Here is a 25,637-nt window from a genome sequence, read left to right on the forward strand (position 1 = left end):
GTAAGGTGCTAAACCATCCTATGCTGACACACATAATACAAGGAGACATCACCATGTTAGGCACTGGAAATATGATGCATATGCCCTTGCTCATCAGTTCAATTCTCACCCACGCCGTAGAGAATAACCCTGAGCAGGAGATTGTTACCGCTTTGGATAATGGCGAGCTTCATCGCTACAGCTATCTTGAATTTGCCCACCGGGTTCAGGATCTGGCCTTGGGACTGCGCCGCGAAGGCCTGCAGCCCGGCGAGCGCGTGGCAACTTTGGCATGGAACACCTACCGCCATCTGGAAATTTACTACGCCACCTCGGGCATCGGTCTGATCTGTCACACCGTGAACCCGCGTCTGACGCGCGAGCAAATTGCCTTCATCATCAATGATGCTCAAGACACGGTGATGTTCTACGACGAACATTTTGAAGAAATGGTCAGCTATCTGCGCGGCCAATGCCCCACCGTCAAGCAGTGGGTACGCATGGGCAGCCAGGCTCAGGGCCCCTTGGCCGATGAATACAAAAGCTGGCTGGGCAATGACAGCACGGGCTTTGAGTGGCCTGTGTTTGATGAAAATACCGCCAGCGGCCTGTGCTACACCTCCGGCACCACGGGCGATCCCAAAGGTGCCCTGTACACCCATCGCTCCACCCTCTTGCATGCCTACGCCTCGGCCCACCCGAACGCACTGTGCATTGCCAGCGCTGACGCCGTCATGCCTTTGGTCCCCATGTTTCACGTCAATGCCTGGGGCCTGCCTTACTCCGGCCTGATGTCCGGAGCCAAAATTGTTCTGCCCGGTGCAAATTTGCAGGGAGAGCGCATTTACTCCCTATGCGAACGCGCTGGCGTCACCTTGTCCGCCGGTGTACCCACCATCTGGAAAACCGTGCTGGACTATGCCAAAGCCAATGGCAAGCAGTTCACCACCCTGAGCCGCATCCTGATCGGCGGTTCCGCTTGCCCACCCAATATGATTGCCGCCTGGGCGGGCTACGGCATTACCGTGCGCCACGCCTGGGGCATGACTGAAACCTCGCCGCTGGGCACGGTGTGCCAATTGCTGCCCAAACACAGCGATCTGCCCGAAGCCCAGAAGCAGCACGTGCTGGCCTCGCAAGGCCGTGCCCTGTTCGGCGCACGCCTGAAAACTGTTGACGACGAAGGCAACACCTTGCCACGCGACGGCAAGAGCAGCGGCCACCTGCTGATCCAGGGCAACTGGATCATGGACCGCTATTACGGCAAACCCGATCTGGCCAGTGAAAACGGCTGGTTCCGCACAGGCGACGTGGGCTCCATCGACGCCGATGGCTACGTCTACATTACTGACCGCAGCAAGGATGTGATCAAGTCCGGTGGCGAATGGATCTCCTCGATCGAGATCGAGAACATCGCCATGGAAGAGCCTTTGGTTGAGCTGGCTGCCTGCATCGCCCAGGCCGACGACAAATGGGGCGAACGCCCCGTGCTGTTCGTAGTGCCACGCGAAGGCGCTGAGCTGGATGAGGCCCACATGCTGGAGCGCTATCAGGATCGCGTCACCCGCTGGTCCGTACCCGACAAAGTAATTTTCATCGACCAGATGCCGATGACGGCAACTGGAAAGATTCAAAAAATGGCACTGCGCAAAATGCTGGCGGATCAAGCCGACCCCAGCTGATTTGCACCACTGCCCTCGCATTTATGTAACACAAGGAGTTTTTTATGGCCGCCCCTTTCCTGCGCACCACCGAGTTGGACAACATCGGAATTGTCACGCTGAACAAGGCGCACAAGCGCAACGCCCTGGATGAAGATGCCATTGCTGAAATTGATGCGTACTTCTCCAATATTCCCGAGCACATCCGGGTCATTCTGATGAAGGCAGAAGGCGACCATTTCTGCGCGGGCCTGGATCTGAAAGAACACCATGACAAGGAACGCGGCGCCGTGGATTTTCTGCGCGTCTGCCAAAGCTGGCACCGTGCTTTTGACAAGATCGAACACGGCGGCATCCCCGTCATTGCCTGCCTGCAAGGCGCGGTCGTGGGTGGGGGCCTGGAACTGGCTAGCGCAGCGCACATTCGCGTGGCCGACAGCAGCACCTTCTTTGCCCTGCCTGAAGGCACACGCGGCATCTTCACCGGCGGTGGCGCAACCGTTCGCACCGCAAAAATCATTTCTCCCAACCGCATGATCGAACTGATGCTGACAGGCCGCGTGCTCGATGCCGTGGAAGGAGAGCGACTGGGGCTGGCGCACTACGTGTGCAACAACGAAGCCAACCCCAAAACAGCCTATGAGCTGAGCCTGGAACTGGCCCAGCGCATTGCAGGCAATGCCATCTTGTCGAACTACGCCATTGTCAGCTCGATCAGCCGCATTGCCGATATGTCTGCCACCGATGGCCTCTTTGCCGAGGGCTTGATGGCAGCAGTAGTTCAAACCGGGCGGGACGTGCAGGAACGCTTGGGGGAGTTTGTTAATAAGAAAGCTCATAAAGTGAAGCCGACCAAATAATATCGGCCAGGCGGACATGGGCAGTAATCACAACAATACGGAGACAAAACCATGCTGTCGCATCAAGAGTTAAGCCGGCAACTAGCCGGACTACAGGAATATGAGCAACTCAAGTCGCAGCGTCGGCGTCTGGCATTTGCCTGCGCCGGCATCTGCCTGGGGCTGACCGGCCTGTTTATCGTGACGGCCATTTTTTGGCCCGGCGTTCTAACCCATGACCTGGGCAGTGGAGGAGCTGTCAACAGTGGCATGGTGTACGGGGTAGGACTGATTTTTGTGTCCTGGTTATTAACAGGCGTGTACATCCACGTCGCCAACACGCGCTTTGATCCGCTTTGCGAACGTGTACTGGCAAAGGTGCGCCCATGAATACACAAGCGATTCTGATTTTTGCCGCCTTTGTGGTCGTGACCCTGGGCATTACTTACTGGGCCTCGTCACGCACTCGTTCCAGCTCGGACTTTTACACCGCCGGGGGTGGCATTACCGGCACGCAAAATGGGCTGGCCATTGTGGGTGACTACATGTCCGCCGCCACCTTGCTGGGTATTTCGTCCCTGGCCTTTACCAACGGCTTTGACTCGCTGTTGTATGCGGTCTGCGCCTTCATGGGCTGGCCGGTCATCATGTTTCTGATTGCCGAGCGTTTGCGCAATCTGGGTCGCTACACCCTGAGCGACATCGTCTCATACCGCCTGGATGAACGCAGCACTCGCATCTTTACCGCGATCAGCTCGCTGACCGTGGTGCTGTTCTACCTGATCGTGCAAATGGTCGGCGCAGGACAACTGGTGCAACTGCTGTTTGGCATCGACTACACCTATGCCGTGGTGGCCGTGGGCTTGCTCATGATGGTGTACGTCGTGGTGGGTGGCATGGTAGCAACCACCTGGGTACAAATCATCAAGGCTATCTTGATGATGGGTAATGGCTTCTTGATGGCTGGCCTGGCCCTGTACTACTTCAACTTCGACTTTTCCGCCCTGGTCAGTGCGGCGGCCGAACATCACCAGGCTGGCGCGGCCATGAAGGGTCCCTGGAAGCTGATGGCTGATCCGTTCTCGGGCCTGTCTCTGGCCGTGTCACTGGTGTTTGGTATTGCCGGTCTGCCTCACATCATGATGCGTTTCTTCACGGTGCCTGATGCACGCGCTGCCCGTAAATCGGTCTTCGTGGCAACGGGTTTGATGGGCGTCTTCTTTGTGGTGATCTGCTTCCTGGGTCTGGCTGCCATGGCCATCCTGCCCAACTACCCCGAGTTCTATGTGGACGGCAAGGTAGGCGGCATGGTGCTGGGCGGCTCGAACATGCCCATCATGCACCTGGCAACGGCTTTGGGTGGCAACCTGCTGTTTGGTTTGCTGGCCGCCGTATCCTTTGCCACGATTCTGGCCGTGGTCAGTGGTTTGACCCTGGCCGGTGCCTCGGCAGTTGCACATGATCTGTACGCCAAAGTCATCCGCCGCGACGATGTCACACCCTCGCAAGCCATGCGCGTCAACCGTCTGGCTTCGATCGGCATTGGCATTGTCGCCATTTTCCTGGGCCTGCTGTTCCGTGACCAGAACGTGGCGTTCCTGGTTGCCCTGGCCTTCAGTATTGCCGCCTCGGCCAACTTCCCGGTCTTGCTGATGTCCATGTACTGGCGCGGCATGACCACTCGTGGTGCCATTTATGGCGGTTTGAGCGGCCTGCTTGTGGCCCTGGGCCTGGTGATTCTGTCGCCAGCCGTCTGGGTCCGCATTCTGGGCTTTTCCGAAGCCGTATTCCCTTACGACTTCCCCACCCTGATTTCCATGCCTTTGGCATTCTTCATGATTTACTTTGTATCGAAACTGGACAGCAGCCGCCGCGCCAGCGAAGACCGGGATGGCTTTGACGCCCAACAGGTCCGCGCTGAAACTGCAGTCGGTATTGCCGCTGTCTCTCACTAGATACTTGGTACTCTGGCGGTAGCCCAGCCCGACCGGGTTACCGCCCCTTGTTTTAATTCATCCCAGCAGGAGCATCACCATGACAGAGTTAAACACCCCCGAAATTGCTCACTACATCGGAGGTGGCCAGCAGGCTGGCGCCGGTACACGTACTCAACCGGTGTACAACCCGGCCACCGGCCAGGTCAGCGCCAAAGTCAAACTGGGTAGCCAGCAAGATATTGACGCCGCTGTGGCCAGCGCCCAGGCCGCTTTCCCCGCCTGGGCCGACACCCCACCGCTACGCCGCGCCCGTGTGCTGTTCAACTTTTTGTCCTTGCTCAACGAGAACAAGGAAAAGCTGGCAGCCATGATTACGGCCGAGCATGGCAAGGTTCTGTCCGATGCAATGGGCGAAGTCACCCGCGGTATTGAAATTGTGGAATTTGCTTGCGGCATTCCTCAACTGCTCAAAGGCGATTTCACCGAACAGGTCAGCACCAATATCGACAACTGGACCATGCGCCAGCCCTTGGGTGTGGTGGCCGGTATCACCCCGTTCAACTTTCCTGTCATGGTGCCCATGTGGATGTTCCCCGTTGCCATCGCCGCGGGTAACACCTTTGTGCTGAAACCCAGCCCGATCGACCCCAGCCCCAGCCTGTTCATTGCCGAACTGCTGAAAAAAGCCGGTCTGCCCGATGGCGTGTTCAACGTGGTGCAAGGTGATAAAGACGCGGTTGAGGCGCTGGTCAATCACCAGGACGTGCAAGCCGTCTCCTTCGTGGGCTCCACCCCGATTGCCAACCGCATTTATGAAATGGGCGCCATCGGCGGCAAACGCGTGCAAGCCCTGGGCGGTGCCAAGAACCATCTGGTCGTCATGCCGGATGCCGACATCGACCTGACCGTGGACGCCCTGATCGGTGCCGCCTACGGCTCGGCTGGCGAGCGTTGCATGGCCATTTCGGTAGCCGTGCTGGTGGGTGACTCTGCCGAGCGCATCCTGCCCAAGCTGGAAGAACGCACTCGCAGCCTGAAAATTCTGAATGGCACCAATGCCGCCGCCGAAATGGGCCCCATCGTGACACAGCAAGCGCGCGAGCGCATCAGCAGCTGCATCGACAAAGGTGTACAGGAAGGCGCCAAACTGTTGGTCGACGGTCGCGAATTTGACGGCGCCAAAGCCGGTGAAGGTTGCGAGAACGGCTTCTGGATGGGTGGCACCCTGTTCGATCACGTCACCCCCGACATGAGCGTGTATCAGGAAGAAATTTTCGGCCCTGTGCTGTGCTGCGTACGCGTACCGGATCTGGCCAGCGCCATTGAACTGATCAACAAGCACCAGTTCGGCAACGGCGTAGCTTGCTTTACCAGCGACGGTAACGTGGCCCGTGAATTTGGCCGCCGTATCCACGTGGGTATGGTTGGCATCAACGTGCCAATTCCAGTGCCAATGGCCTGGCACGGTTTTGGTGGCTGGAAGAAGAGCCTGTTTGGCGATATGCACGCTTACGGTGAAGAAGGCGTTCGCTTTTACACCCGCCAGAAATCCATCATGCAGCGCTGGCCTGAAAGCATCTCCAAGGGTGCGGAATTTGCCATGCCTACGTCCAAGTAAAAGTAGATTTGCCGGGCTGAATCGTCACTTTCAAAAAACGGCTCAGCTTGGCATATCGGTATAAGTCTGCTCACCCAGCAGGCTTATAAAACACGTTTCAAGAACAAAAAAAACGGGGCTCTAATTCAGAGCCCCGGTTTTTTTTAATGCTTGCGTGTACTTAGCGCTGACACCTGCTCAACTTAGTACATGCCGTGGAAAACCGCATCATCAGGACCGATGTGCGAAGGAGGATTCCAGGTCACATCGCGCATGGAATGCTGCACCAGCGTTTCCACACCCAGCAGCACAGCAAAAATCGCCATACGCACGGGAATACCATTGTCAGCCTGACGGAAGATGGCCAGTCGAGGGTCGTGGTTCAGATCCACGCTCAAATCGTGGGCACCTTCACGGCTATCGCGTGGCAGCGGGTGCATCACGATGACATCCGGGCCGCAGCAGCGGTCGATGATGGCCTTGTTCACCTGGAAGTCCGCGGTAAAGCTGCCATCCTGCCCTTCTTCGAAACGCTCTTTCTGCACACGCGTGGCGTAAATCACGTCCACACCGGGCAAACCTTTTTCCAGGGAAGTCGTTTGCTCGATGACGTGCTTACCTTGCTTAGCCACCTGCTCCACAATGTGCTCGGGCATTTCCAGGCCGGGGGGCGAGATCAGGGTGAATTTCAGGCCACGGTACATGCCCAGCAACTTGATCAGGGAGTGCACGGTACGGCCATACTTCAAGTCACCCACCAGGGCGATATGCGCGCCATCCAGCAATTTGCCCAGACGGGAAAATTCAGTGCTGATAGTGTACAAATCCAGCAGCGCCTGGCTGGGGTGTTCACCCGCACCGTCACCACCGTTCACCACAGGAATGTTGGTGGCACGCGCAAATTCCGCGACCGAACCTTGCTCAGGGTGACGAATCACCATGGCATCCACATAGCCGCTCATGACGCGGCTGGTGTCGTAAATGGATTCGCCTTTGGCCATGGAGGAAAAGGTAAAGCCAGTGGTATCGCACACCGAACCACCCAGGCGGCAGAAGGCCGAGCCGAAGCTGACGCGAGTACGGGTGGAGGCTTCGAAAAACAGGTTACCCAGCACCGCCCCTTCCAGCACGCGCGACACTTTTTGACGGCGAGCGATGGGCTGCATGATGTCGGCCAGACTGCACAGTTCTTCCACGGTTTCGCGGGTGAACTGGTCTACGGACAAGAGCTGATGCTTGCCGCCGGTGGCGATACGGTCACGCAAAGGACCGGACTGTGCGCTTTGCGCATACTTGCTCAGCAAGGCTTCGTTTTCCACGATTTCCGTGACAAAACGCTGCACCACTTCGGGCATGGCCCGCGACTCCAAAGAGCCTTCAGGCAGCAGCCAGGTATCCAGTGCACGACGCTTCACCCCAATACGTGCCGCAAAAACGTCACGAGTCAGGTTCAGGCGACGCATTGCATCACGCAAAAAAACTTGTTGGGAGACGGCCATATCAGCTCTCGCTTATGAAATATACGCAATGCGCACATTTTAAGACTGCGACTGATAAAAAAGCGAGCAAGAATTGAGACTATTGCAGAAAATACAACGACACTCTACGCAGCAGGCTGGAATCGCTGCTGTCTGAACGTAGCGTTCAAGTGGAAGGCAAGCTAAGGATGCTGCCGATAAGGCGTCGTGTAGGGCTGGGCTTCGTCATTATTGGGAACGACAAAACCGTCATAGTCTTGCTGGCCGGAGGTAAGCCACTCGCTATGCTGGTAGGTAAAATCGGCCAGGCCCAAAGTACCCCATACGCCAATTACAAAAAGAGCCAGACTCAAGGCCAGAAAGAAGGCCGAACAGAAACCGGGTATCCAGGCCCAGCGTCGCCCTACTTTGGAGCTATGCCACGCCAAGGTCCAGTGACTCCAGCACAAGGCCAGAAACGCCGAAACCAGCCCCATCAGAAAAACGAACAAGGGCAGACGCAAAAAAGCGGGGACGAAAACGGATCCAATTGCTCCGGTGCCCATCAACATGACGAACAGCAGCGCGGCCCCATGCAGGCCGACCAGAACCCGAAAAGAAAGAATATAAAAAGCGAGACTGCCTGGCGGGGTCACCATACCGACTTTCCTGTTAGTAACAAGAGCGGCGGGTTTGCACCCACCGCGTTTTTCAAAAAGCCGGGCATGGGTGAACCCAGGACCAGGACAGCACTCAGACGAGCAAGCAGCGCTTACTTCTTACCGTTGGTCTGGGTAGCCTGTGGACCGGCAATCGCGCGGGCAGCAGCCAAAGCGTTAGCTTCCGTACCGACCATAAAAATCAGACGGCCATCTTTAACGGGCGCACCGTAAGCAGGGGCAGCCAGCATGGTGTCACCCACGACCAAAGCCAGACGCTTTTTGGGGAACTGAGTGGTAACTTGCAGCAGACGCTGAGCAGCCTCTGGAGTCAGATCCAAAGCCAGCAAACCTTCTTTGCTGTCGTTGGTGCCGGCTTGCACGCCAACCAGATCCTCACGCACCACCACGGCACGCGGATTCACAAACAAGACACCATTAGGTTGCACGTCGACACGTGCCCAACCCGCTTGTTCCTGAGTATCAGCCAGGAAGATCTGTACAGGCGCAGCTTGCTGCTCGGCACCAGCTTGAGCCTGAGGCTGCTGAGCACCCGTCGCAGGCGTGGAGGGAGTGGTTTGCGTTGCGGCGCTGGAGGTGCCAGCTTTGTCGCTCGGCTTTTCTTGAACGGTTTGACAAGCGGCCAATGCGACCAGGCCAACAGGAGCCAAAATTCGAGCGAGTGTGCGTAAAGTCATCATAGTGAAGTTCCCCCCTCTCTTTACGAAGAATCAATAAGGATAGCAGTGTATCAGTCATGTAAAAGCGCAAGCGGTTAATCTTTGTTAAAGCTTGTCATTTGCGCACCCCTAATTTGTACGCTGACTTGATCCATTAAGCGACCTTGTTCAGTTTTCAATTCAATGCGCAGCGTTCCGGGTACCAATGGAATTCGCAGCTGCGCCCCCTTCCCTGCTTCTACTCCCTGCACCCACCATACCAAGGGCTCGGTAATCTGCCCTTGGGCCAACAAACGCAATTGCTGGTTTTGCGGTGGAATATCCGGGTCCAACGCAAAAATGGTGCCATTGACCGGCTCGCGGATACGGGCCGGGCCGGCATAGGCCAGATTCACATCACTTAATTCCACACGATCGGTCTGTGTGCCTTCAACGAAAAACTCTTCCCGGCCAGGCTCCATGGCGGGTACAAACTCAATCTGCCGCACCTGCACCTGGGCAGGCATGGCCGTTTGACGACCGGGGCGACGCTGGTTCAAGAGCGAAATGACCTCGTGCCAGATCGGGGCTGCCCCGCTGACACCTGATACATCTTGCATACTTTGGCCAGCACTATTTCCCACCCAAACGCCAACGGTATAGTGCTCTGTCCAACCCAGGGCCCAGTTGTCACGCATGTCTTTACTGGTCCCGGTTTTAACCGCACTCCAAAATGGTGTACTCAAGGCACTGTCCAATCCAAAGGTCAGCACCCGAGCCTGACGGTCCGACAACATATCACCCACAATCCAACTGGCCCCCTCATCCATCACAGAATGAAAGGGAGCGGATTGCTGATCCATACGTGTTTGCACGGCTTGCGTCTGGCCCAAATTGGCCAGTGCACGGTAAGCATTGGTCAGTTCCAGCAAGGTGACATCGGCGCTGCCCAAAGCCAGGCTATACCCATAGAAATCGCCATCCTGGCGCAGATTCAGGCCCAGTGCACGCAGGCGATCCACCAAGTTGGCAGGCCCCAGCATGGTCAGCACACGCACAGCAGGAATGTTCAGGGAAGAAGCCAGAGCATTGCGCGCACTGACCCAGCCCACAAACTGCTTGTCGTAGTTTTGCGGGATATACAGACCATTGCCGGTGGACAGATTCAGCGGCGAATCCTCCAGCAAGGATGCGGCGGTCAACAGGCGCTTTTCAATCGCCATCTCATACAAAAAAGGCTTGAGCGTGGAACCGGCTTGCCGCAAGGAACGGGCATGGTCTACCTCGGCCGCCTCGGACAGATCGCCACTGGACCCCACATAGGCCAGGACCTGTCCGCTATGGTTATCCAGCACCACCACCGCAGAATCCTGAACACGTGCGGTGCGCAGATCCAGCAAGTGGCGCCGCATACTGGCTTGCACTTGAGTTTGCAGGCGCGTATCCAAGGTCGTACGAATACTGTCACCGGCCTTGATTTCAGGATTCTGATCCAGAACCCAACGGGCAAAATGAGGGGCCAGTTGGGCTTGCCCCAAGGGGGCTTGTCCGGCCCGGCGCAAAGCCACCGGCACCAGATTACTTAATTCTCGACATAGTTCGGCACGTCCCATCTCTTGCAGGGTCGTACACGCCCGGCGCTCGACCATCAAGGCCGAGGCATTGGGGCCGCGCAGCAAAACTGCGGCAATGGCAGATTCGCGTGCATCCAGCGCAGCGGCCTGCTTTTGAAACAAGGTACGCGCCATCGCGTCCACCCCGACCAGCTCACCCCGAAAAGCCACCTGATTCAGATAGGCTTCCAGAATTTCCGGCTTGGTCCAGGTGTCTTCCAGCGACTGGGCGGCCACCACCTGATCCAGCTTTTGCCAGACTGAGCGCCCACCTCGACCACCGATCAGATCCTGATCCATCAGGCCGGCCAGCTGCATGGTAATCGTAGAAGCACCGCGACTGCGTCCGGCAAACAGACCATCCCACGCGGCGGAGCCCACTGATAACCAGTCCACCCCACCGTGAGATTCAAAACGGCGGTCTTCAGACACCAGGACCGCCATTTGCAAGGCCGGAGAAATTTGCTCCAGCGCGACCCAATCGCCGCGCCGTTGACGAAAGTCCAGACGGACTCGCTGGACAAGCTGGCCCTGACGATCCAGGACCTGCACATCGGACGATCGGTAAGCTTGCCGAACTTCCTTGTAGCTGGGCATGGCCTGCCCGGGACTGGCCCACAGGGCCAGTCCCAACACCAGCAGTCCTGCTTTAATTGGCTGGTGCATCCACAACTTCCAGAACTTGCTCGTTAGGCCAGACAGCAAACACGTCGGGCTCGTACAGGGCTTCAGCACGGCTGGCTGGCAGCACGAACTGACCCACTGTATTCAGACGCACCGTATAGCTGACTTCGGTCGTGCCTTCTTCAAAGCGCTCGTAGTAAGCACGGTAGCCATCAAAGCGGCGTTCGACAAAGCTGGGCCAATGACCGGACTGCTCTTCACCGGCCGTTGCCATGGCAGAGTCGCGACCCAGGCCGCTGCCCAGGATAGTGGCACCGGCAGGAATCGGATCCGACACCACCACCCAGCTTGCCTGACCTTGAGCCTTGACCTTGATCTTCACGCGCATGATGTCGCCACGACTCCATACACCGGGTTTGGCCTGCTCCACGGCTTCGATGTGACGCTCCATGCTCAAACCAGCCGCAATAGGCTTGGTCACGGGCACCGCTGCCAGGGAGCGAACTTCGATCCAGGCCTTGCCCTCACCCATTTGCTCAACGCTCAGGTTATCGGCCTGATCGCCGCGCCACGGCACATCAATTTTGGAAGAGCGCACACCCTGACCGTCAGGTTTGAGCATGTCCCAATCCACCACCTGGGCACTTTCCGAGCCCAGAATCACCATGGACTGACCGCTAGGGTTCTGTTCGTGATGACGGCTGAACTGTTCAATAGCCAAACTACCCAAGAGGTTTTCAGTGGTCATGCGCCATGCACCACGTTGCTGCTCCGCCAACAGACCTTGGGCCAGACGAGGCATGTCCTCGGTCCAGTCCGACATTTCATTGGCCAGCAGCATCAGGCGAGCCTGGTTGGTCACGCGGCTGGTCATGGCCCATGGGCTGCCGTTAAGCGCGTCCTCACCAAAGACCAGACGGGTACCACGGCTGACCAGACGTGCCTGAATCAGATTCATGGCTTCTTTACGTGTCTGCTCGGCTTTCTTGATGCCCGGCAAACGCTGAGTCAGATCCACCCAGGCCAGCAGGATTTCAGTGGGCCAGCTTTGCAGGTTCAGTTCCACCGAATCCAGCATATTGACGCGAGCACGGCCATACTTGGCCAACACGGCCGTCGCACGAATCACCTCAAGATCCCGCTCTTGGCGAGAGACCGTTTGCATGCTCGGGATACGACCATTCACCACGTTTTCCAGCGCTTGCAGCATCTCGTTGCGGAAGCCGTCCGGGATGGGGTAGTTCAGGCCCATGGATTCTGCAATGTAGCTGATATCCAGGATGTAGCTGGTCAACACGCGGCTGCCCCAACCGTAGCTGCTTGGGAAGTAACGCAACAAACCATTCTCGTCCATATAGGACGGCATGCGCTGCATCAGGCCAGCCCACGCCTCTTCGGAACGCAGGCCCATGAAACGCGAGGCTTGCTGTTCAAAGCAGCTGTAAGGATAGCGTTCAAACCAGGCACGCACCCCTTCCATACCGCCACCCAAGGAGGAACGGAACAACATTTGCAGACCACCTTGAACCACGCCTTGTTCGTTCTTCAAGGCACCGGCCGGTGCCTGCACCGACATGTTCAATGGCTCATCCATACCCACGGCAACCAGTGTTCCCTGCTGAACCGTAACGGGGGTCGCGGTAAAGACTTCCTGCTTGATTGCAAGGCTGTCTTTGGCAGCCTTGCCCGTGGCACCGGACTGCTGAACTTCCTGTGCATCCACCGTCCACTCCATCTGGTGCGAATCAGCTGAACCGCTGGACAGTGGAACCGACATGGGCCAGGAAACCACTTTAGCCGAGCCCGAAGCCAGCTCAACGGTTTGCTCTGGCAAGGCCGCCGAGGGCAAGCCTTTACCACGGTACTGCGCCTGCACCTTCACGGTCATGGCACGTGGGCTGCTGTTACGCAGCGTCACTTGGGCCTGGTAATCATCACCCTCACGAGCAATGGCTGGCAAACCGGAAATGATTTGCAGGTCTTGCGTTGTGACGATCTGAGCCGAACCACTACCAAAGCGGTCGCCCGCCAGATCGGCGACGGCCACAATCCGGTATTGGGTCAGGGAGTCTTTCAGCGGCACGGTCACCGTTGCGCGACCTTGTGCGTCCAGCTCCACATTGCCTTTCCACAGCAGCAAAGTATCCAGCAATTCACGAGTGGGGCTCTTGCCACCGCCACCACCCGCTGCGACAGCCTTGCGACCATAGTGACGACGACCCACGATTTCAGACTGCGCCGTGGCGGTCTGCACGTTGTAGCCGCGCAAGGCACGCATGGCGTTGAGCAGGTTCCAGCTATTGTTCGGGCTCAGTTCCAGCAAGGCTTGATCCACAGCCGCCAAGGCCACGGACGCACCGGCTGCCGGTGTGCCATCGGACTTGAGGACCTGAATATCAACCTTGGCCTGCTCACGAATCGCGTACTGGCTGCGATCCGTCGTTACCTTCACATCCAGCGCATCTTGCTGGCTGCTGACTTCAATGCTGGCCAGACCAAAACGATAGCTAGGCTTGGACAAGTCCACGGTAGTTGTCGGGGCAACAAATTCACCACCGCCTTCCGAGTAGGCTTTGTACCAAGTCAGAGGCTGACTCCAGCCCCAGCTAAAGAAAGAGTACCAAGGCACTTCACGCAGACGGCCACGCAGAACCAGCACGGACACGTAAACGTTCGGCCCCCATTCGGGCTTGATCTCCACGCTGACGTTAGGGCTGTCGCCTTCCAGCTGAACCACTTGAGCCTGCAAGACACCTTCACGCTCCACCGACACCAGGGCCGTGGCCTCGCGGAACGGCATGCGCACCTGGAACTCGGCTGTCTCGCCAGGAGCCCAAACTTTCTTCGCAGGAATCACGTCGATACGGTCATCGTTCTGACCACCGAACCACAGGTAACCGGAGCCACTGACCCAGACGGTGCTGGCAGCAACGGACTCGCGGCCTTCGCCATCACGTGCAATGGCACGCAGCTCGACCTGACCGCCCTTCTCCAGTTTCACATCACACTGCACCAGACCCTGATCGTCGCTGCGACCTTCGCAGATCGTGCCCAGGTCTTCGCGCTGCTCCTGATTGTCGTAGCTGTAGAAGCCACCCACCATACGCTTGCGGATCGAGAAACGCTGCACATTGGCCGCCTCAATACGCACAGGCACGTTTTTCAGTGGCTTGCCGTCCGGGCTCACCGCGATAGCCGAGAGCTTGGTGGACGAACCGGCTGCCAACCAGCTACCTGCACGCAGACCCACCACTACATCGGCCGGCCATACGGACACGGTTTGGGTCAAGGTTTGAATTTCACCGTTCGGATCGGCAAAAGTGGCTTCTACCAGAAATTCGGAAGGACGATCCACCTCAGGCAACTCATCCAGCGTGGCACGCAAACCACCCTGTGCATCCAGCTGAAAGCGCTTCTTGTTCAGGAAAACACGGGAGTCCGAGACATCAGACTGTTCAACTTTCTCGGGAGGGACAAAGCTGAAATCGTCATAGGCGCTGAAGGACGTTCCTGCCGAGCGGACGACCGCCGACAACTGAACCGGCAAGTAATCGGCCGGGCCACCAGACAGGTACTGCAACTGCAGGTCGGCCTGCAGTTCTTTGGGTTTGACCAGATAAGGACGATCCTGACCGTCACCCAGCTTGATACTGCCGCCCAACGCAGGCAGCTTGAACTGCTCTACGCGGAACTCGCCGAAGTTGAAGTACTGATCCTCGCCTTCGGTTCGCAAGCGATACACACCCAGCTCGGCGTCCTTGGGGATTTTCCAGTCGGTCAGAGCAAATACGCTGCCTGCCGCTGTCTTTTGCCACTTCAAGGGCAGCTCAATTCGCTTGCCGCTGCCATCGTGCTCGACAATCATGGTGTCGGGATAGCGAGCTGGAGCCTTGAAACCGTCACGCACGCGTTCGCGTACATAGTGTTTCATATGGGCCACTTCACCCGCACGGAACAGATTGCGATCCATCACAGTGTGAGCAATGGCCTCATCGCGACCGCCCCAGTTGTAAGGCACATTGAAGCGCCAAGGCTCGATACCCGAATTCCACTCGCTCAAGGCAAAGCTGAAATCATCTTTACCACGAGCCATGGGGTTGTTCTTGTCGATTCGCGCCGTCACAAACAAACCGGACAAGCTGGTTTCCTGGCAGTAATCCGGGCTGGACACCGCCTGCGGGTGATGGAACATCCCATTCTCGTCTGTTTCACCTTGCAGCAGCTCTTCACCACGGCAGTTCATCACGCGAATTTTCGCGCCGGGCACGACTTTGGCATCATCCAGTGTCGTGACCCAGACCAGCAAATCGTCACCACCTTTCTTGATATGCACACCCAGGTTGGTCACCAGCACAGAGCTACGCACGTACATGGTACCGGCCGCCTCCAGCAAGGAAGCTCCCAGACGTGGGGAAGCGACTTCCAGAACATGGAAACCAGGCTCTTTCAGCGGCACGCCAATCAATTCAAAAGGACGCTCGCCTTTTTGATCCATGCCGGGCAAGTCCAGCTTCTTCAGATCCTTGCCTTGCAACAGGGGCTGGGCACGCAGATCCAGGTAGCCGTTCTCATTCAAAGGAGCGGTGACATGGAAGTCACTGCCCATCATGGTCTTCAGATAGTCGGGGGTGACCGACCAGGAATAGTTCAGCTGACGCAGACGGGAGAACCAGGTCAGAACTTCCTTGTCGTCCTTCACGGCAAGAGCCCCCACCTGACCGGCGGACACCAGCATTTGCTGGGTTGTCAGATTGGCTTCGACATTACGCAGGCTCAAGCCAATGGCTGGCGGATCGGAATCGTCCGATCCGTCACGATCAGCATGGCCGAAACGCTCCACAATCCCGAAAGGCTCCACCGCAAACTTCACCAGCGGCGGATAGGTCGTGGTGCTCATGCCGTTGCTCAGCACTTGCGGGTTCTTCAGGCGGCGACCTGCGTCGTCCGTCAGGCTGTCCGGAATCTTGACCGTCAGCTTGGCGTTTTCAGGGAAAGGACCCTCGAAACGCACGTACTGGCCAGGCCCACGATCCTGCCATGCCTCGTCGCTATCAGACTTGGGTTCCCAAACCTGCTTGCCGGCTTCCAAACGAATCTGGCTCAAGTACTCGTACGCGACAGGCGCGGAGAACTGAACACCGAAGCTGCCAACCGGCGTGCAAGGCGCTTCTGCGCGCTCACGCATGCAAGTGAGCGAGGCGGTAAACTCGGGGCGCACGTTGTAATCGTAGGTATAGCGGTCCGTATTAGGGACGCCCTTGCGATTTTCAATCTGCGTCATGACGCCCGGCTCCAGCACCACCGACACGCTGGCATCCGCTGGCAGGGGACGCGCACACTGGACGGCCTGGTATCGGTCGTCTACCTCGTCCACATAGAACTCGGCGCGAACCATGGCGTCGCGCTCGGCACCCTCAATGGCTTTCAAGCCAATACGCTCGCCAATACCCTCTACCCGGCAATAGCCGTTCTTGACTAAAGAGGCGCTATTAACCGGCGCATTGAAGCTGAATAGAAAGACCTGGTCTTCATCAATAATGTTGTAATACGGGCGGTTGCTTTCCAGAATGGCGCCGCCTGAATTAAAACGATATTGAGCCGGTCCGCTAATCGCTTCATTATTGATGCTGCGAAAACTTTTGGACACGACGGCCGTACAACTCAAGCCTGGTCCTGGACGCTCGTCGAATTCATAAATCCAGCGGCGCGAATCAAGCCAACGGCCCTGACCGACTACCGAAGGATCATCACACTGCACCTGAACGGGTGCAGGCAATTGCGAATCCCCAAAATGAACTGCGGGTGTGGCAAAGGTGACTTTGACATCCCGCAAATCCGATGTCGCCCCTTGGGGCGAGAAACTGCTTATCGTAATGGCTTGGGCGCTACTGACACCCAGCAAGAACATCAAACCCAGCAAAGACTGGCGATGCATCGTTCTTCCCCTATGGAATGTGCTATTTTCGGCGCCAGTTTAATAGAAATCAGACCCTCTGAGCGTGTCTGAATAGCCCCGAAAGCGCATAAAGAATGCCACCAAGTGCAACAGAAAAAGACACCGGGCTTTAATTGTTCACGACACCCGTTTGTAGAAGCATTCATGGCATTTGAAAGAAAAAATTTCAAATGCGACCAATACCCTGCTTTTTTCCCCAAACTGGCGGCATCCACTACGATAAGAAACATAATTGCCCAGGCAGTCACTGGAAAAGCACGGTACTCGCCCCATATGCGTTAAGGCTTGCACGATCAATCCGCTTAGATTTCAGGACAGACACATGAGCACGATGACACTGCAGGAACTGGATAAAACCCGCGAGGAATGTCGCAAACTAATCAGTCGGCGCGCTCTGCTGTCAGCAGCGGCAGCCGTGGTGCCCATCCCTGGTGTGGATGTGGGTACGGATGTGGCGATTCTGATGAAAGTCATCCCCATCATCAATGCGCGCTTCGGCTTGACGGCCAACGATGTGGACGCCCTGAGCCCGGAGCTGAAAAAGCTGGTGGTCGTGGGGGGAACCAGTATGGGCCTGGGCATGGTGGGACGCGTGCTGACTACAGATCGCGTGGTCAATATTCTGGTGCGTCTGGGAGCGAAGAAACTGGCCGGGAAATACGGCGCCAAATATGTGCCTTTGATAGGCAGCGCCATTTCCGCTTCCATCAGCTTTGTAGTGCTGCGCAAAGTCGGCAACCAGCATATTGAAGAATGCTATGAAATTGCCCGCCGCCTGGCACTGGAGACACAAAGGAAGGAAGCCGTCCACACCATTGATGGCGGTGAGGAAGGCTTGATCCGCGAAATCAAGGGCTAAGCCCTTGATCCCGTTTAGGCCGCAGGAACCACGCCCGGCGTTTTGCTGCGGCCATTCAACATATAGTCCATCAGCTCGCGCACCGATTTCATGGCTTTGCCAAAAGGCAAGGCTTCGGAACTACGGAAGAACAGACCGCGCTGTACATCACCTTTCAGGGCATAGGCCAGCTGACGGTCAATGCAAAACTGACCATGGCGTTGCACGCCATCGCGCAAGCCGCAATGCGCCAGGCAGTCAAAACCTTCCGTGCAAGCACGCTCGCGTGCCACCGATTGCAGCTTTTGCTCTTTATGCAGGTAAGCATCCAGCCAGGGCGTACGCACGGCACGGGCAGGCAGTCCGGCCACGCTCATAAAGGTCACGATGTCCTTGGGCTCGGCATCCAGCAACACGCGCTTGAAGTTTTCATGCGCATCACCTTCTTCAGTGACGGCAAAGGCAGTGCCCATTTGCACACCATCTGCACCCCAATCCATTAATTGACGCAGTTGTTCAGGACGGTGAATCCCGCCTGCAGCGATCAAGGGAATACGCTCGGCCTCCAGGCCCAACTCGCGAAACAAGGCACGGCAGCCTTCCAGAACGCGCTGGAAAGCATATTCAGGTTTGTTCAAGGATTGGTCGTCGGCGGCCCCCAGGTGGCCTGCGGCAAAACGGGGATTTTCCAGAACGACTGCATCCGGCAAACGCTTGCGGCGCAGCCATTTCTTCACCAGTAAAGTGACGCCGCGCACATCCGACAAGATTGGAATCAAGGCAACTTTGGGATGATCCTGAACCAGCTCAGGCAAATCCAGCGGCAGGCCAGCGCCCACCACCACGGCATCTGCCCCGCTTTCGCAAGATTGACGCACATACTCGGGATACTGCGAGACAGCCTTCATGATATTGACGGCGATGCCACCGTTACCACCAGAACGCTCTCGGGCACGATTGATCTCGCGGTCCAGGGCCTGCAAATTGGCTGCATCGACCACGCCTTTTTCGACATCACCCTGGGTGCTGTCCATCAGGTCTTCGTGATGACGCCGTAAATCCACGCTGGAGATCGTCCCCAGCCCGCCCAATGCAGCCACAGTACCGGCCAGCCGGGACGCCGAAATACCGACTCCCATGCCGCCTTGAACAATAGGCAAAAGCAGTTTTCCCTTCAGGGACATGAGACGTAAATCCGTCTTTAGCACGATGTTAATACCTTAGGTTGATGCAAGAACCTGCCGGCCACGTCGGGACCAGAAACAGGGCAATAGAATCGTGGCCGTCTGCAAGGACGGCCACTGTGTTAAATCAGGCGGGAATAGCGCGCACCGCTTTCCTGGCTCAAGTACTTGTCGAACACCATGCTGTAGGCGCGCACAAACAAACGACCTTTGGGCAGAACCTGGATGGATTGGGCATCGACCGTCAGCAGACCAGCGTCGGCATAACTGTTGAGCTCTTGCAGCTCGGCGGAAAAGTAGCTGGCAAAATCAATGCCGTAACGCGCTTCCAGACGCAAGATAGGCACTGGCATGCTGCACATCAAATGCATGATGACTTCCGCCCGCAGGCGATCATCCTGCTGCATCACAATACCCCGCTCGATAGGCAAACGCCCCCGGTCTATATCGGCGTAGTAATTGCGCAGGCTGCGGGCATTTTGCACATGCATGGTGCCCACCTGACCAATGGACGACACGCCAAAAGAGACCAGATCACAGGCTGCGCGGGTGGTGTAGCCCTGGAAGTTGCGGTGCAGACTGCCGTCCAGACGGGCCAGATTCAGCTCGTCGGTCGGCAAGGCAAAGTGGTCCAGACCGATATAGACATAGCCTGCATCCAGCAGACGCTGCGAAGACATCAAGAACAGTTGCAGACGCTGATCGGCATCGGGCAGCTCTTCTTCATTGATTAAACGCTGAGCCTTGAAGCGTGTTGGCAAGTGCGCGTAGTTATACAGAGCGATGCGATCTGGTCGCAGTTGCACCAAGGAGTCAATGGTGATGGCAAAGCTTTCCAGGGTCTGCAAAGGCAGGCCGTAGATCAGGTCCGTGTTGATGGACTGGAAACCGGCAGCCCGGCTTTCTTCAACGGCGCGTTTGACCATTTCGAAGGGCTGAATACGGTTGATCGCTTTTTGCACATTGGGATCAAAATCCTGCACCCCGAAGCTGGTACGGTTAAAACCCAGAGCCGCCAAGTTCTGGAGCGTGCCTTCCGCCAAGGTACGCGGGTCGATCTCGATGCCCAGTTCGGCATCGTCCGTGAACGCGAACTGCTCCTTGAGCTTGGTCATCAAGCGGGCCAACTGTTCATTGTCCAGGAAAGTGGGCGAGCCGCCGCCCAAATGCAGTTGTTCGGTGCGCCGGTCTTCACCCATATATTGGGTGACCATATCAATTTCGCGCAGCAGGTAATCCAGGTACTGCTCGCTCTTGCTACGATCCTGAGTGATGATCTTGTTGCAGGCACAGAAGTAGCAAAGCGACTGACAAAACGGAATATGCAGGTAAACCGACAGAGGCGGATTACTGCTGCTCAAGGCGCGCCGCGATAATTCGTGAATATAAGGCTGAGCAGGAAAGTCCTGAAAAAAACGATCTGCAGTGGGATAGGAGGTATAACGAGGCCCGGAACGATCAAAACGCCGGATCAGGGCTTCAGAGATTTCGATATCCGGCGCGGTGGGGGCGCTGGCATCCGATGCTTCCAGTGTTTGCGGCATAAAGGGTCCTCCTGCACGAGACCTGTTTCTTCTAGTCAAGCATTCATTGTGAGAGAAAACCTCAAGCATGCGCTTGACCTGCATCAAGGCCGCAATAACTAAAAAAACGCTTTTTTTATCGCTGTTGGGCTGAATTTAGCTTCATATATCGTATTATTAAGCGCTAGCCGCCTAAATTACCGCCTGTTGGAGTCAGATGTATTTGCTCGTGATCCTAGCTCTACCGTTTATCGGTAGCTTGCTATCTTCCCTGATGCCCGCGAACTCTCGCAAACTCCAGGCATCTCTTGCAGGCGCTGTCGCCGTTACGTGCGCCTTACTCACTCTCTACGCCTATCCGGACATTGCTCGCGGAGAGGTGCTGGAGTCGTCACGCTCCTGGATACCCGCCCATGGCTTGACCTTCAAGCTGCGCATGGACGGCTATGCCTGGCTTTTCAGTATCATCATTACCGCCATGGGGGCCTTGATCGCCCTTTATGCGCACTATTACCTGTCCGCCCAGGATCCGGTCCGACGTTTTTTCTCCTTTCTGCAAGCCTTTATGGGCTCGATGCTGGGGGTGGTGCTGTCGGGCAATCTGATCCAGCTGGTCGTGTTCTGGGAGCTGACCAGTCTGTCCTCATTCATGCTGATTGCCTACTGGTATCACCGCATGGATGCGCGCCGGGGTGCGCGTATGTCGCTGATCATTACGGGAACCGGCGGTTTCTGCTTGCTGGCGGGCGTGCTCATGCTGGGCCAGGCTGCCGGCAGTTACGACCTGAGTGTGGTACTGGAGTCGGGCGAGCAGATTCGCAATCACCCCTGGTATACCGGGATGCTGATCCTGATTGCCTTGGGTGCACTCACTAAAAGCGCGCAGTTTCCCTTCCATATCTGGCTGCCTCACGCCATGGCTGCCCCCACACCTGTGTCCGCCTATTTGCACTCGGCCACCATGGTCAAGGCCGGGGTATTCCTGCTGGCGCGCCTGTGGCCTGCCCTGTCGGGCACCACGGAATGGGCTGTCATTATTGGCGGCGCTGGCCTGTGTTCCCTGACGCTGGGGGCTTATGTGGCCATGTTCCAGCGCGACATGAAGGGCGTACTGGCCTATTCCACCATCAGCCACCTGGGTCTGATTACCTTGCTGTTGGGCCTGAACAGCCCACTGGCTCTGGTCGCGGCGCTGTTTCACATGATGAATCACGCGACGTTCAAGGCCTCCCTGTTCATGGCTGCCGGTATCGTGGACCACGAGACCGGTACCCGTAACCTGAACCGGCTTTCCGGTTTGCGCCACGCCATGCCCTTGACTGCCACCTTGGCTACCGTTGCGGCGGCTGCCATGGCCGGTGTGCCCCTATTGAATGGCTTCATCTCCAAAGAAATGTTCTTTGCCGAGACCATTCTGGCCAGCAATGGCAACACCTGGGAATATGCTCTGCCCGTGGTGGCCGTAATTGCGGGCTCCTTCAGCGTGGCCTACTCCTTGCGCTTTATCGCACAGGTGTTTTTTGGCCCCGTCGCCAAGGACTTGCCCCGCGAGCCACACGAGCCGCCTCGCCGCATGTTGATCCCCAGCGCGATTCTGGTACTGACCTGTCTCTTGGTCGGCATTATTCCCAGCCTGACTTTTGGCCCCTTCTTGCATACTGCGGCTAGCGCCATTCTGGGTGCAGAAATGCCCCAGTACGACCTGGCCGTCTGGCATGGTTTCAACCTGCCCCTGATCATGAGTCTGGTCGCCACGGGCATGGGTGTGATCTTCGTTCTGATCATCAACCGCTTCTACAGGAACCGCCAAGGCCGTACGCCTTTGCTGACCCGTGCTGATGGCCGACGCTTCTTTGAGCTGGCCATGGAGTATCTGGAAGTGGCAGCCAACTGGGCCGTGGGCAAGCTTTACTCGCCACGCCTGCAGCGTCAGACCTTGCTGATTATTGTGGCCACAATCTGTGTTGCTGCCCTGCCTCTGGTTCGCGGCAACTGGTTCAAGTCCACTATTTCCACCCCCATCGACCCCTTCTTTGCCCTGATGTGGGCCGTCGGAATTGCCTGCGCGATTGGTGCGGCTCGTCAAGCCAAGTTCCACCGCCCGGCCTCCCTGCTGCTATCTGGTGGCGCTGGACTGGTTACCAGCCTGACCTTTGCCTGGCTTTCCGCCCCTGACCTGGCGCTGACCCAGTTGGCGGTGGAAGTGGTCACCGTTGTGCTGATTTTGCTGGGCCTGCGCTGGTTGCCGCAACGCGTCAGTGATATGCCTGGCGGCCAGGACAATAGTGGTCGTGCCCTGTTCCGCCGTAGCCGCGACTTGATTATTGCCATTCTGGCCGGTTGCGGTATTGCCGCTCTGGCCTACGCCATGATGACACGCCCTCACCCCAGCGGCATCTCGCCCTTCTTTGTCGAAAAGGCCCTGCCCCTGGGCGGTGGCGCGAACGTGGTGAACGTGATTCTGGTGGACTTCCGCGGCTTCGATACCTTTGGTGAAATCGTGGTGTTGGGCATTGTGGCCCTGACGGTCTTTGCGCTGCTGCGACGCTTCCGTCCACCGATCGAAGCCATCGCCCAGCCTCTGGCCCGTCGCCAGAACGTCAAGGACAGCCGCGAAGCCGTCTTTGTGGAACCAGACCCCAAGACACCGTTGCCAGAAGGCATTATGCAGATTCCAGCTGTCTTGCTGCGCCTGCTGCTGCCTATCTCCACGCTGATCGCCCTGTACTTCCTGCTGCGTGGGCACAACCTGCCCGGTGGCGGTTTTGTGGGCGGCCTGATCATGGCAACCGGCATTATCCTGCAATACATGGTTAGCGGCGTGGTGTGGATGGAGTCCCGCCCTCTGATTCAGCCTCAAACCTGGATTGGCTTGGGTCTGCTGACAGCCGGAGTGGCTGCCATGCTGGTCTGGGCCTTCAACAAGCCCTTCCTGTCTGCCCAAAGCTGGGATCTGCACCTGCCCCTGGTGGGCGACGTGCATACTTCCAGCGCACTGATCTTTGACATTGGTGTATTCATGCTGGTGATTGGTTCCACCATCCTGATTCTGGTCGCGCTGGCCCACCAGTCCCTACGTTTTTATCGCAAACTGCCGTCGCTGCAATCCGCCTCGAACGCTGCATCCGGGATGGAGAATAAATAATGGAAATCGTGCTTTCAATTGCGATTGGTGTGCTGGCGGGCTCGGGCGTCTGGCTCCTGCTGCGCCCGCGTACCTTTCAGGTCATCATGGGACTGGCCCTGGTCTCCTATGCCGTGAACCTGTTCATATTTAGTATGGGGCGACTCAAAATCAGTGCTGCACCCGTGATCAATAGCAGCGAGCTGGGCGCCAGCTACGCCGATCCTTTGCCACAAGCACTGGTACTGACCGCAATTGTGATTGGTTTTGCCACTACCGCCTTGTTTCTGGTCGTCATTCTGGCCAACCGCGGCCTGAGCGGCACCGACCACGTTGATGGCCGCGAGGAAGACGATCTGTGAGTCTACTCAACCAACACTTGCCCGTATTGCCCGTTGCCATCCCCATGATGGCCGCGGCCCTGATGGTGATGCTGCGCGACAAGCGCCGTCACTACAAGCTGCTGATCGCTTTCAGCTCCTTATTGGCTCAACTGTTCTGCGCGGTCTACCTGCTGTTGCTGGCCGATGGCACACTGGATCCGATCTGGCCGCAGTCCGTCGGTGTGTACCTGCTCGGTGACTGGCCCGCTCCCTTCGGGATTGTGCTGGTCGTGGACCGGCTGGCCGCCTTCTTGCTGGTGCTGACCAATGTGCTGGCCTTTTGCTGCTGGTTCTATTCACTAGCACGCTGGGATCGCGTGGGGGTGCATTTCCACTCCTTGTTCCAGCTGCTCTTGATGGGCCTGAACGGCGCGTTCCTGACCGGCGACCTGTTCAACCTGTTTGTGTTCTTCGAGGTTCTGCTGGCCGCGTCCTATGGTCTGATGCTGCACGGTTCGGGCGCGGCCCGCGTCAGTGCCGGCCTGCATTACATTGCCGTCAACCTGATCTCCTCCTTCTTGCTGCTGATTGCCATCGCCTTGGTCTACGGTGTCACCGGCACCCTGAACATGGCTGATCTGGCTCTGCGTGCTGGCTCCATGCCGGATTCGGATCGTCTGGTATTTGAATCGGCCATGGCCATTCTGGGGATTGCCTTTCTGATCAAGGCCGCCGCCTGGCCCTTGAACTTGTGGCTACCCAATGCCTATGGCAATGCCAGTGCACCGGTCGCTGCCATGTTTGCGATCATGACCAAAGTGGGTATTTACGCACTGCTGCGTATCGGCTCCTTGCTACTGCCTACGGGGGCACCTGCCGCCTTTGGCGTGGCCTGGATGTTCCCCGCCGGGATCGCCACGCTGGCCTTCGGCGCTATTGGTGTCATGGCCGCACAGCAACCCGAACGACTGGCCAGTTATTGCATCATCGTGTCTTCCGGCACCTTGCTGGCCGCCTTGGGCATGCCCGGCGTCATCCTGACCGGCCCTGCCCTGTACTACATGCTCAGCAGCGTTCTGGCCTTGGGTGCTTTCTTCCTGCTGCTGGAACTGGTTAGCCGTACCAAACCTTTTGGTGCCGACCTGCTGGCCGTCAGTCAGGAGGTCTTTGACCTGGACGACCCGGAGTCCGAAGACAATAGCGATGACGTGGTAGGTGTGGCTATCCCTGGCGTGATGGTGTTCCTGGGCATGTCCTTTATTGCCTGCGCCTTGCTGATTGTGGGCCTGCCACCGCTGTCCGGTTTTGTGGCCAAGCTGTCCTTGCTGACAGCCGCGCTGAAAGCCTCGGGCCAATCGCCAGAGCCTCTAAACGCCTGGATTCTGACCGCTGCCGTGCTGATTTCCGGCGTAGCCGGTTTGATCGCCATGGTACGTGTGGGCATTCGTCTGTTCTGGAGCAATAGTTCCCTGACGATTCCCCGCCTGAAGCTGATCGAAGCTGCTCCCATTGCCAGCATTATTGTGGCTTGCGGGATCTTGAGCTGGTATGCCGGCCCGATCACCACCTACCTGGAACAAACAGCCCAGCAACTGGACGAACCCCGTATTTATATAGGGTCCGTCCTGCGGCAGAACCCGCTACGTTCTGTTCAAGCGGAGTGA

At 57.4% G+C, this 25,637-nt stretch carries 16 protein-coding genes; 9 read left to right on the plus strand and 7 right to left on the minus strand.

Annotated features, from left to right (window positions below; genetic code table 11):
* The first annotated feature begins 53 nt into the window (after window positions 1-53).
* The 5 genes from KOE80_RS03075 to KOE80_RS03095 all read left to right on the plus strand — a co-directional run bounded on the left by KOE80_RS03075 (window position 54) and on the right by KOE80_RS03095 (window position 6,034).
* The gene (locus tag KOE80_RS03075; RefSeq protein ID WP_226348335.1) at window positions 54-1,661 is read left to right on the plus strand and encodes a long-chain-fatty-acid--CoA ligase; all 1,608 of its coding nucleotides are present in this window, start codon (window positions 54-56) and stop codon (window positions 1,659-1,661) included.
* Between the two features lie 44 nt (window positions 1,662-1,705).
* Window positions 1,706-2,500, plus strand: coding sequence for a crotonase/enoyl-CoA hydratase family protein (locus KOE80_RS03080; RefSeq protein WP_226348336.1), 795 nt, complete (start codon window positions 1,706-1,708; stop codon window positions 2,498-2,500).
* Window positions 2,501-2,551: 51 nt separating this feature from the next.
* A complete protein-coding gene (locus KOE80_RS03085) occupies window positions 2,552-2,869 on the plus strand; it encodes a DUF485 domain-containing protein (protein ID WP_026483405.1) in 318 nt (105 codons plus the stop codon).
* On the plus strand, window positions 2,866-4,434 hold the full coding sequence (actP, locus tag KOE80_RS03090; RefSeq protein WP_009461764.1) for a cation/acetate symporter ActP: 1,569 nt from the start codon (window positions 2,866-2,868) through the stop codon (window positions 4,432-4,434). The genes KOE80_RS03085 and actP overlap by 4 nt, the downstream gene beginning before the upstream one ends.
* A gap of 79 nt (window positions 4,435-4,513) precedes the next feature.
* On the plus strand, window positions 4,514-6,034 hold the full coding sequence (locus KOE80_RS03095) for a CoA-acylating methylmalonate-semialdehyde dehydrogenase (RefSeq protein ID WP_060185191.1): 1,521 nt from the start codon (window positions 4,514-4,516) through the stop codon (window positions 6,032-6,034).
* A gap of 182 nt (window positions 6,035-6,216) precedes the next feature.
* Here the strand turns inward: KOE80_RS03095 and KOE80_RS03100 are convergent, their stop codons facing one another.
* The 5 genes from KOE80_RS03100 to KOE80_RS03120 all read right to left on the minus strand — a co-directional run bounded on the left by KOE80_RS03100 (window position 6,217) and on the right by KOE80_RS03120 (window position 16,960).
* Window positions 6,217-7,512, minus strand: coding sequence for an aspartate carbamoyltransferase (locus KOE80_RS03100; protein ID WP_026483408.1), 1,296 nt, complete (start codon window positions 7,510-7,512; stop codon window positions 6,217-6,219).
* A gap of 161 nt (window positions 7,513-7,673) precedes the next feature.
* Complete coding sequence (locus KOE80_RS03105) at window positions 7,674-8,129, minus strand: hypothetical protein (protein ID WP_226348337.1); 456 nt, start codon at window positions 8,127-8,129, stop codon at window positions 7,674-7,676.
* Window positions 8,130-8,242: 113 nt separating this feature from the next.
* Window positions 8,243-8,830, minus strand: coding sequence for a hypothetical protein (locus tag KOE80_RS03110; RefSeq protein ID WP_226348338.1), 588 nt, complete (start codon window positions 8,828-8,830; stop codon window positions 8,243-8,245).
* Window positions 8,831-8,904: 74 nt separating this feature from the next.
* Complete coding sequence (gene pbpC / locus KOE80_RS03115) at window positions 8,905-11,067, minus strand: penicillin-binding protein 1C (RefSeq protein ID WP_226348339.1); 2,163 nt, start codon at window positions 11,065-11,067, stop codon at window positions 8,905-8,907.
* Complete coding sequence (locus tag KOE80_RS03120) at window positions 11,051-16,960, minus strand: alpha-2-macroglobulin family protein (protein ID WP_226348340.1); 5,910 nt, start codon at window positions 16,958-16,960, stop codon at window positions 11,051-11,053. Before KOE80_RS03120 ends, pbpC begins: the two co-directional genes overlap by 17 nt.
* Before the next feature lie 343 nt (window positions 16,961-17,303).
* On the opposite strand from KOE80_RS03120, the gene KOE80_RS03125 reads away from it, so the two are divergent.
* Window positions 17,304-17,840: a hypothetical protein gene (locus KOE80_RS03125; RefSeq protein WP_009461759.1), complete on the plus strand. Its 537-nt coding sequence runs from the start codon at window positions 17,304-17,306 to the stop codon at window positions 17,838-17,840.
* A gap of 14 nt (window positions 17,841-17,854) precedes the next feature.
* Here the strand turns inward: KOE80_RS03125 and KOE80_RS03130 are convergent, their stop codons facing one another.
* Both KOE80_RS03130 and hemN read right to left on the minus strand, forming a co-directional pair.
* Complete coding sequence (locus KOE80_RS03130; RefSeq protein ID WP_021446508.1) at window positions 17,855-19,003, minus strand: NAD(P)H-dependent flavin oxidoreductase; 1,149 nt, start codon at window positions 19,001-19,003, stop codon at window positions 17,855-17,857.
* Window positions 19,004-19,125: 122 nt separating this feature from the next.
* Window positions 19,126-20,547 carry an oxygen-independent coproporphyrinogen III oxidase gene (hemN, locus tag KOE80_RS03135; protein WP_226348341.1) on the minus strand — a complete coding sequence of 474 codons (1,422 nt, stop codon included), beginning with the start codon at window positions 20,545-20,547 and terminating at the stop codon, window positions 19,126-19,128.
* Between the two features lie 196 nt (window positions 20,548-20,743).
* Here hemN and KOE80_RS03140 point away from each other — a divergent pair, with 196 nt between their 5' ends.
* From KOE80_RS03140 to KOE80_RS03150, 3 genes are read left to right on the plus strand one after another with little or no spacing between them, the layout of a single operon-like run.
* On the plus strand, window positions 20,744-23,671 hold the full coding sequence (locus KOE80_RS03140; RefSeq protein WP_035272857.1) for a monovalent cation/H+ antiporter subunit A: 2,928 nt from the start codon (window positions 20,744-20,746) through the stop codon (window positions 23,669-23,671).
* Entirely contained in the window at window positions 23,671-24,012 is a 342-nt protein-coding gene (locus KOE80_RS03145) for a Na+/H+ antiporter subunit C (RefSeq protein ID WP_035272858.1), read from the plus strand. The genes KOE80_RS03140 and KOE80_RS03145 overlap by 1 nt, the downstream gene beginning before the upstream one ends.
* A gap of 44 nt (window positions 24,013-24,056) precedes the next feature.
* Window positions 24,057-25,637 (plus strand): monovalent cation/H+ antiporter subunit D, encoded by a 1,581-nt coding sequence (locus KOE80_RS03150; RefSeq protein WP_235332520.1) that lies wholly within the window; start codon window positions 24,057-24,059, stop codon window positions 25,635-25,637.

Origin of the sequence: Alcaligenes sp. 13f (genome assembly GCF_020496585.1) — a bacterium.
In the GTDB taxonomy this organism is placed as follows: domain Bacteria; phylum Pseudomonadota; class Gammaproteobacteria; order Burkholderiales; family Burkholderiaceae_B; genus Alcaligenes; species Alcaligenes phenolicus.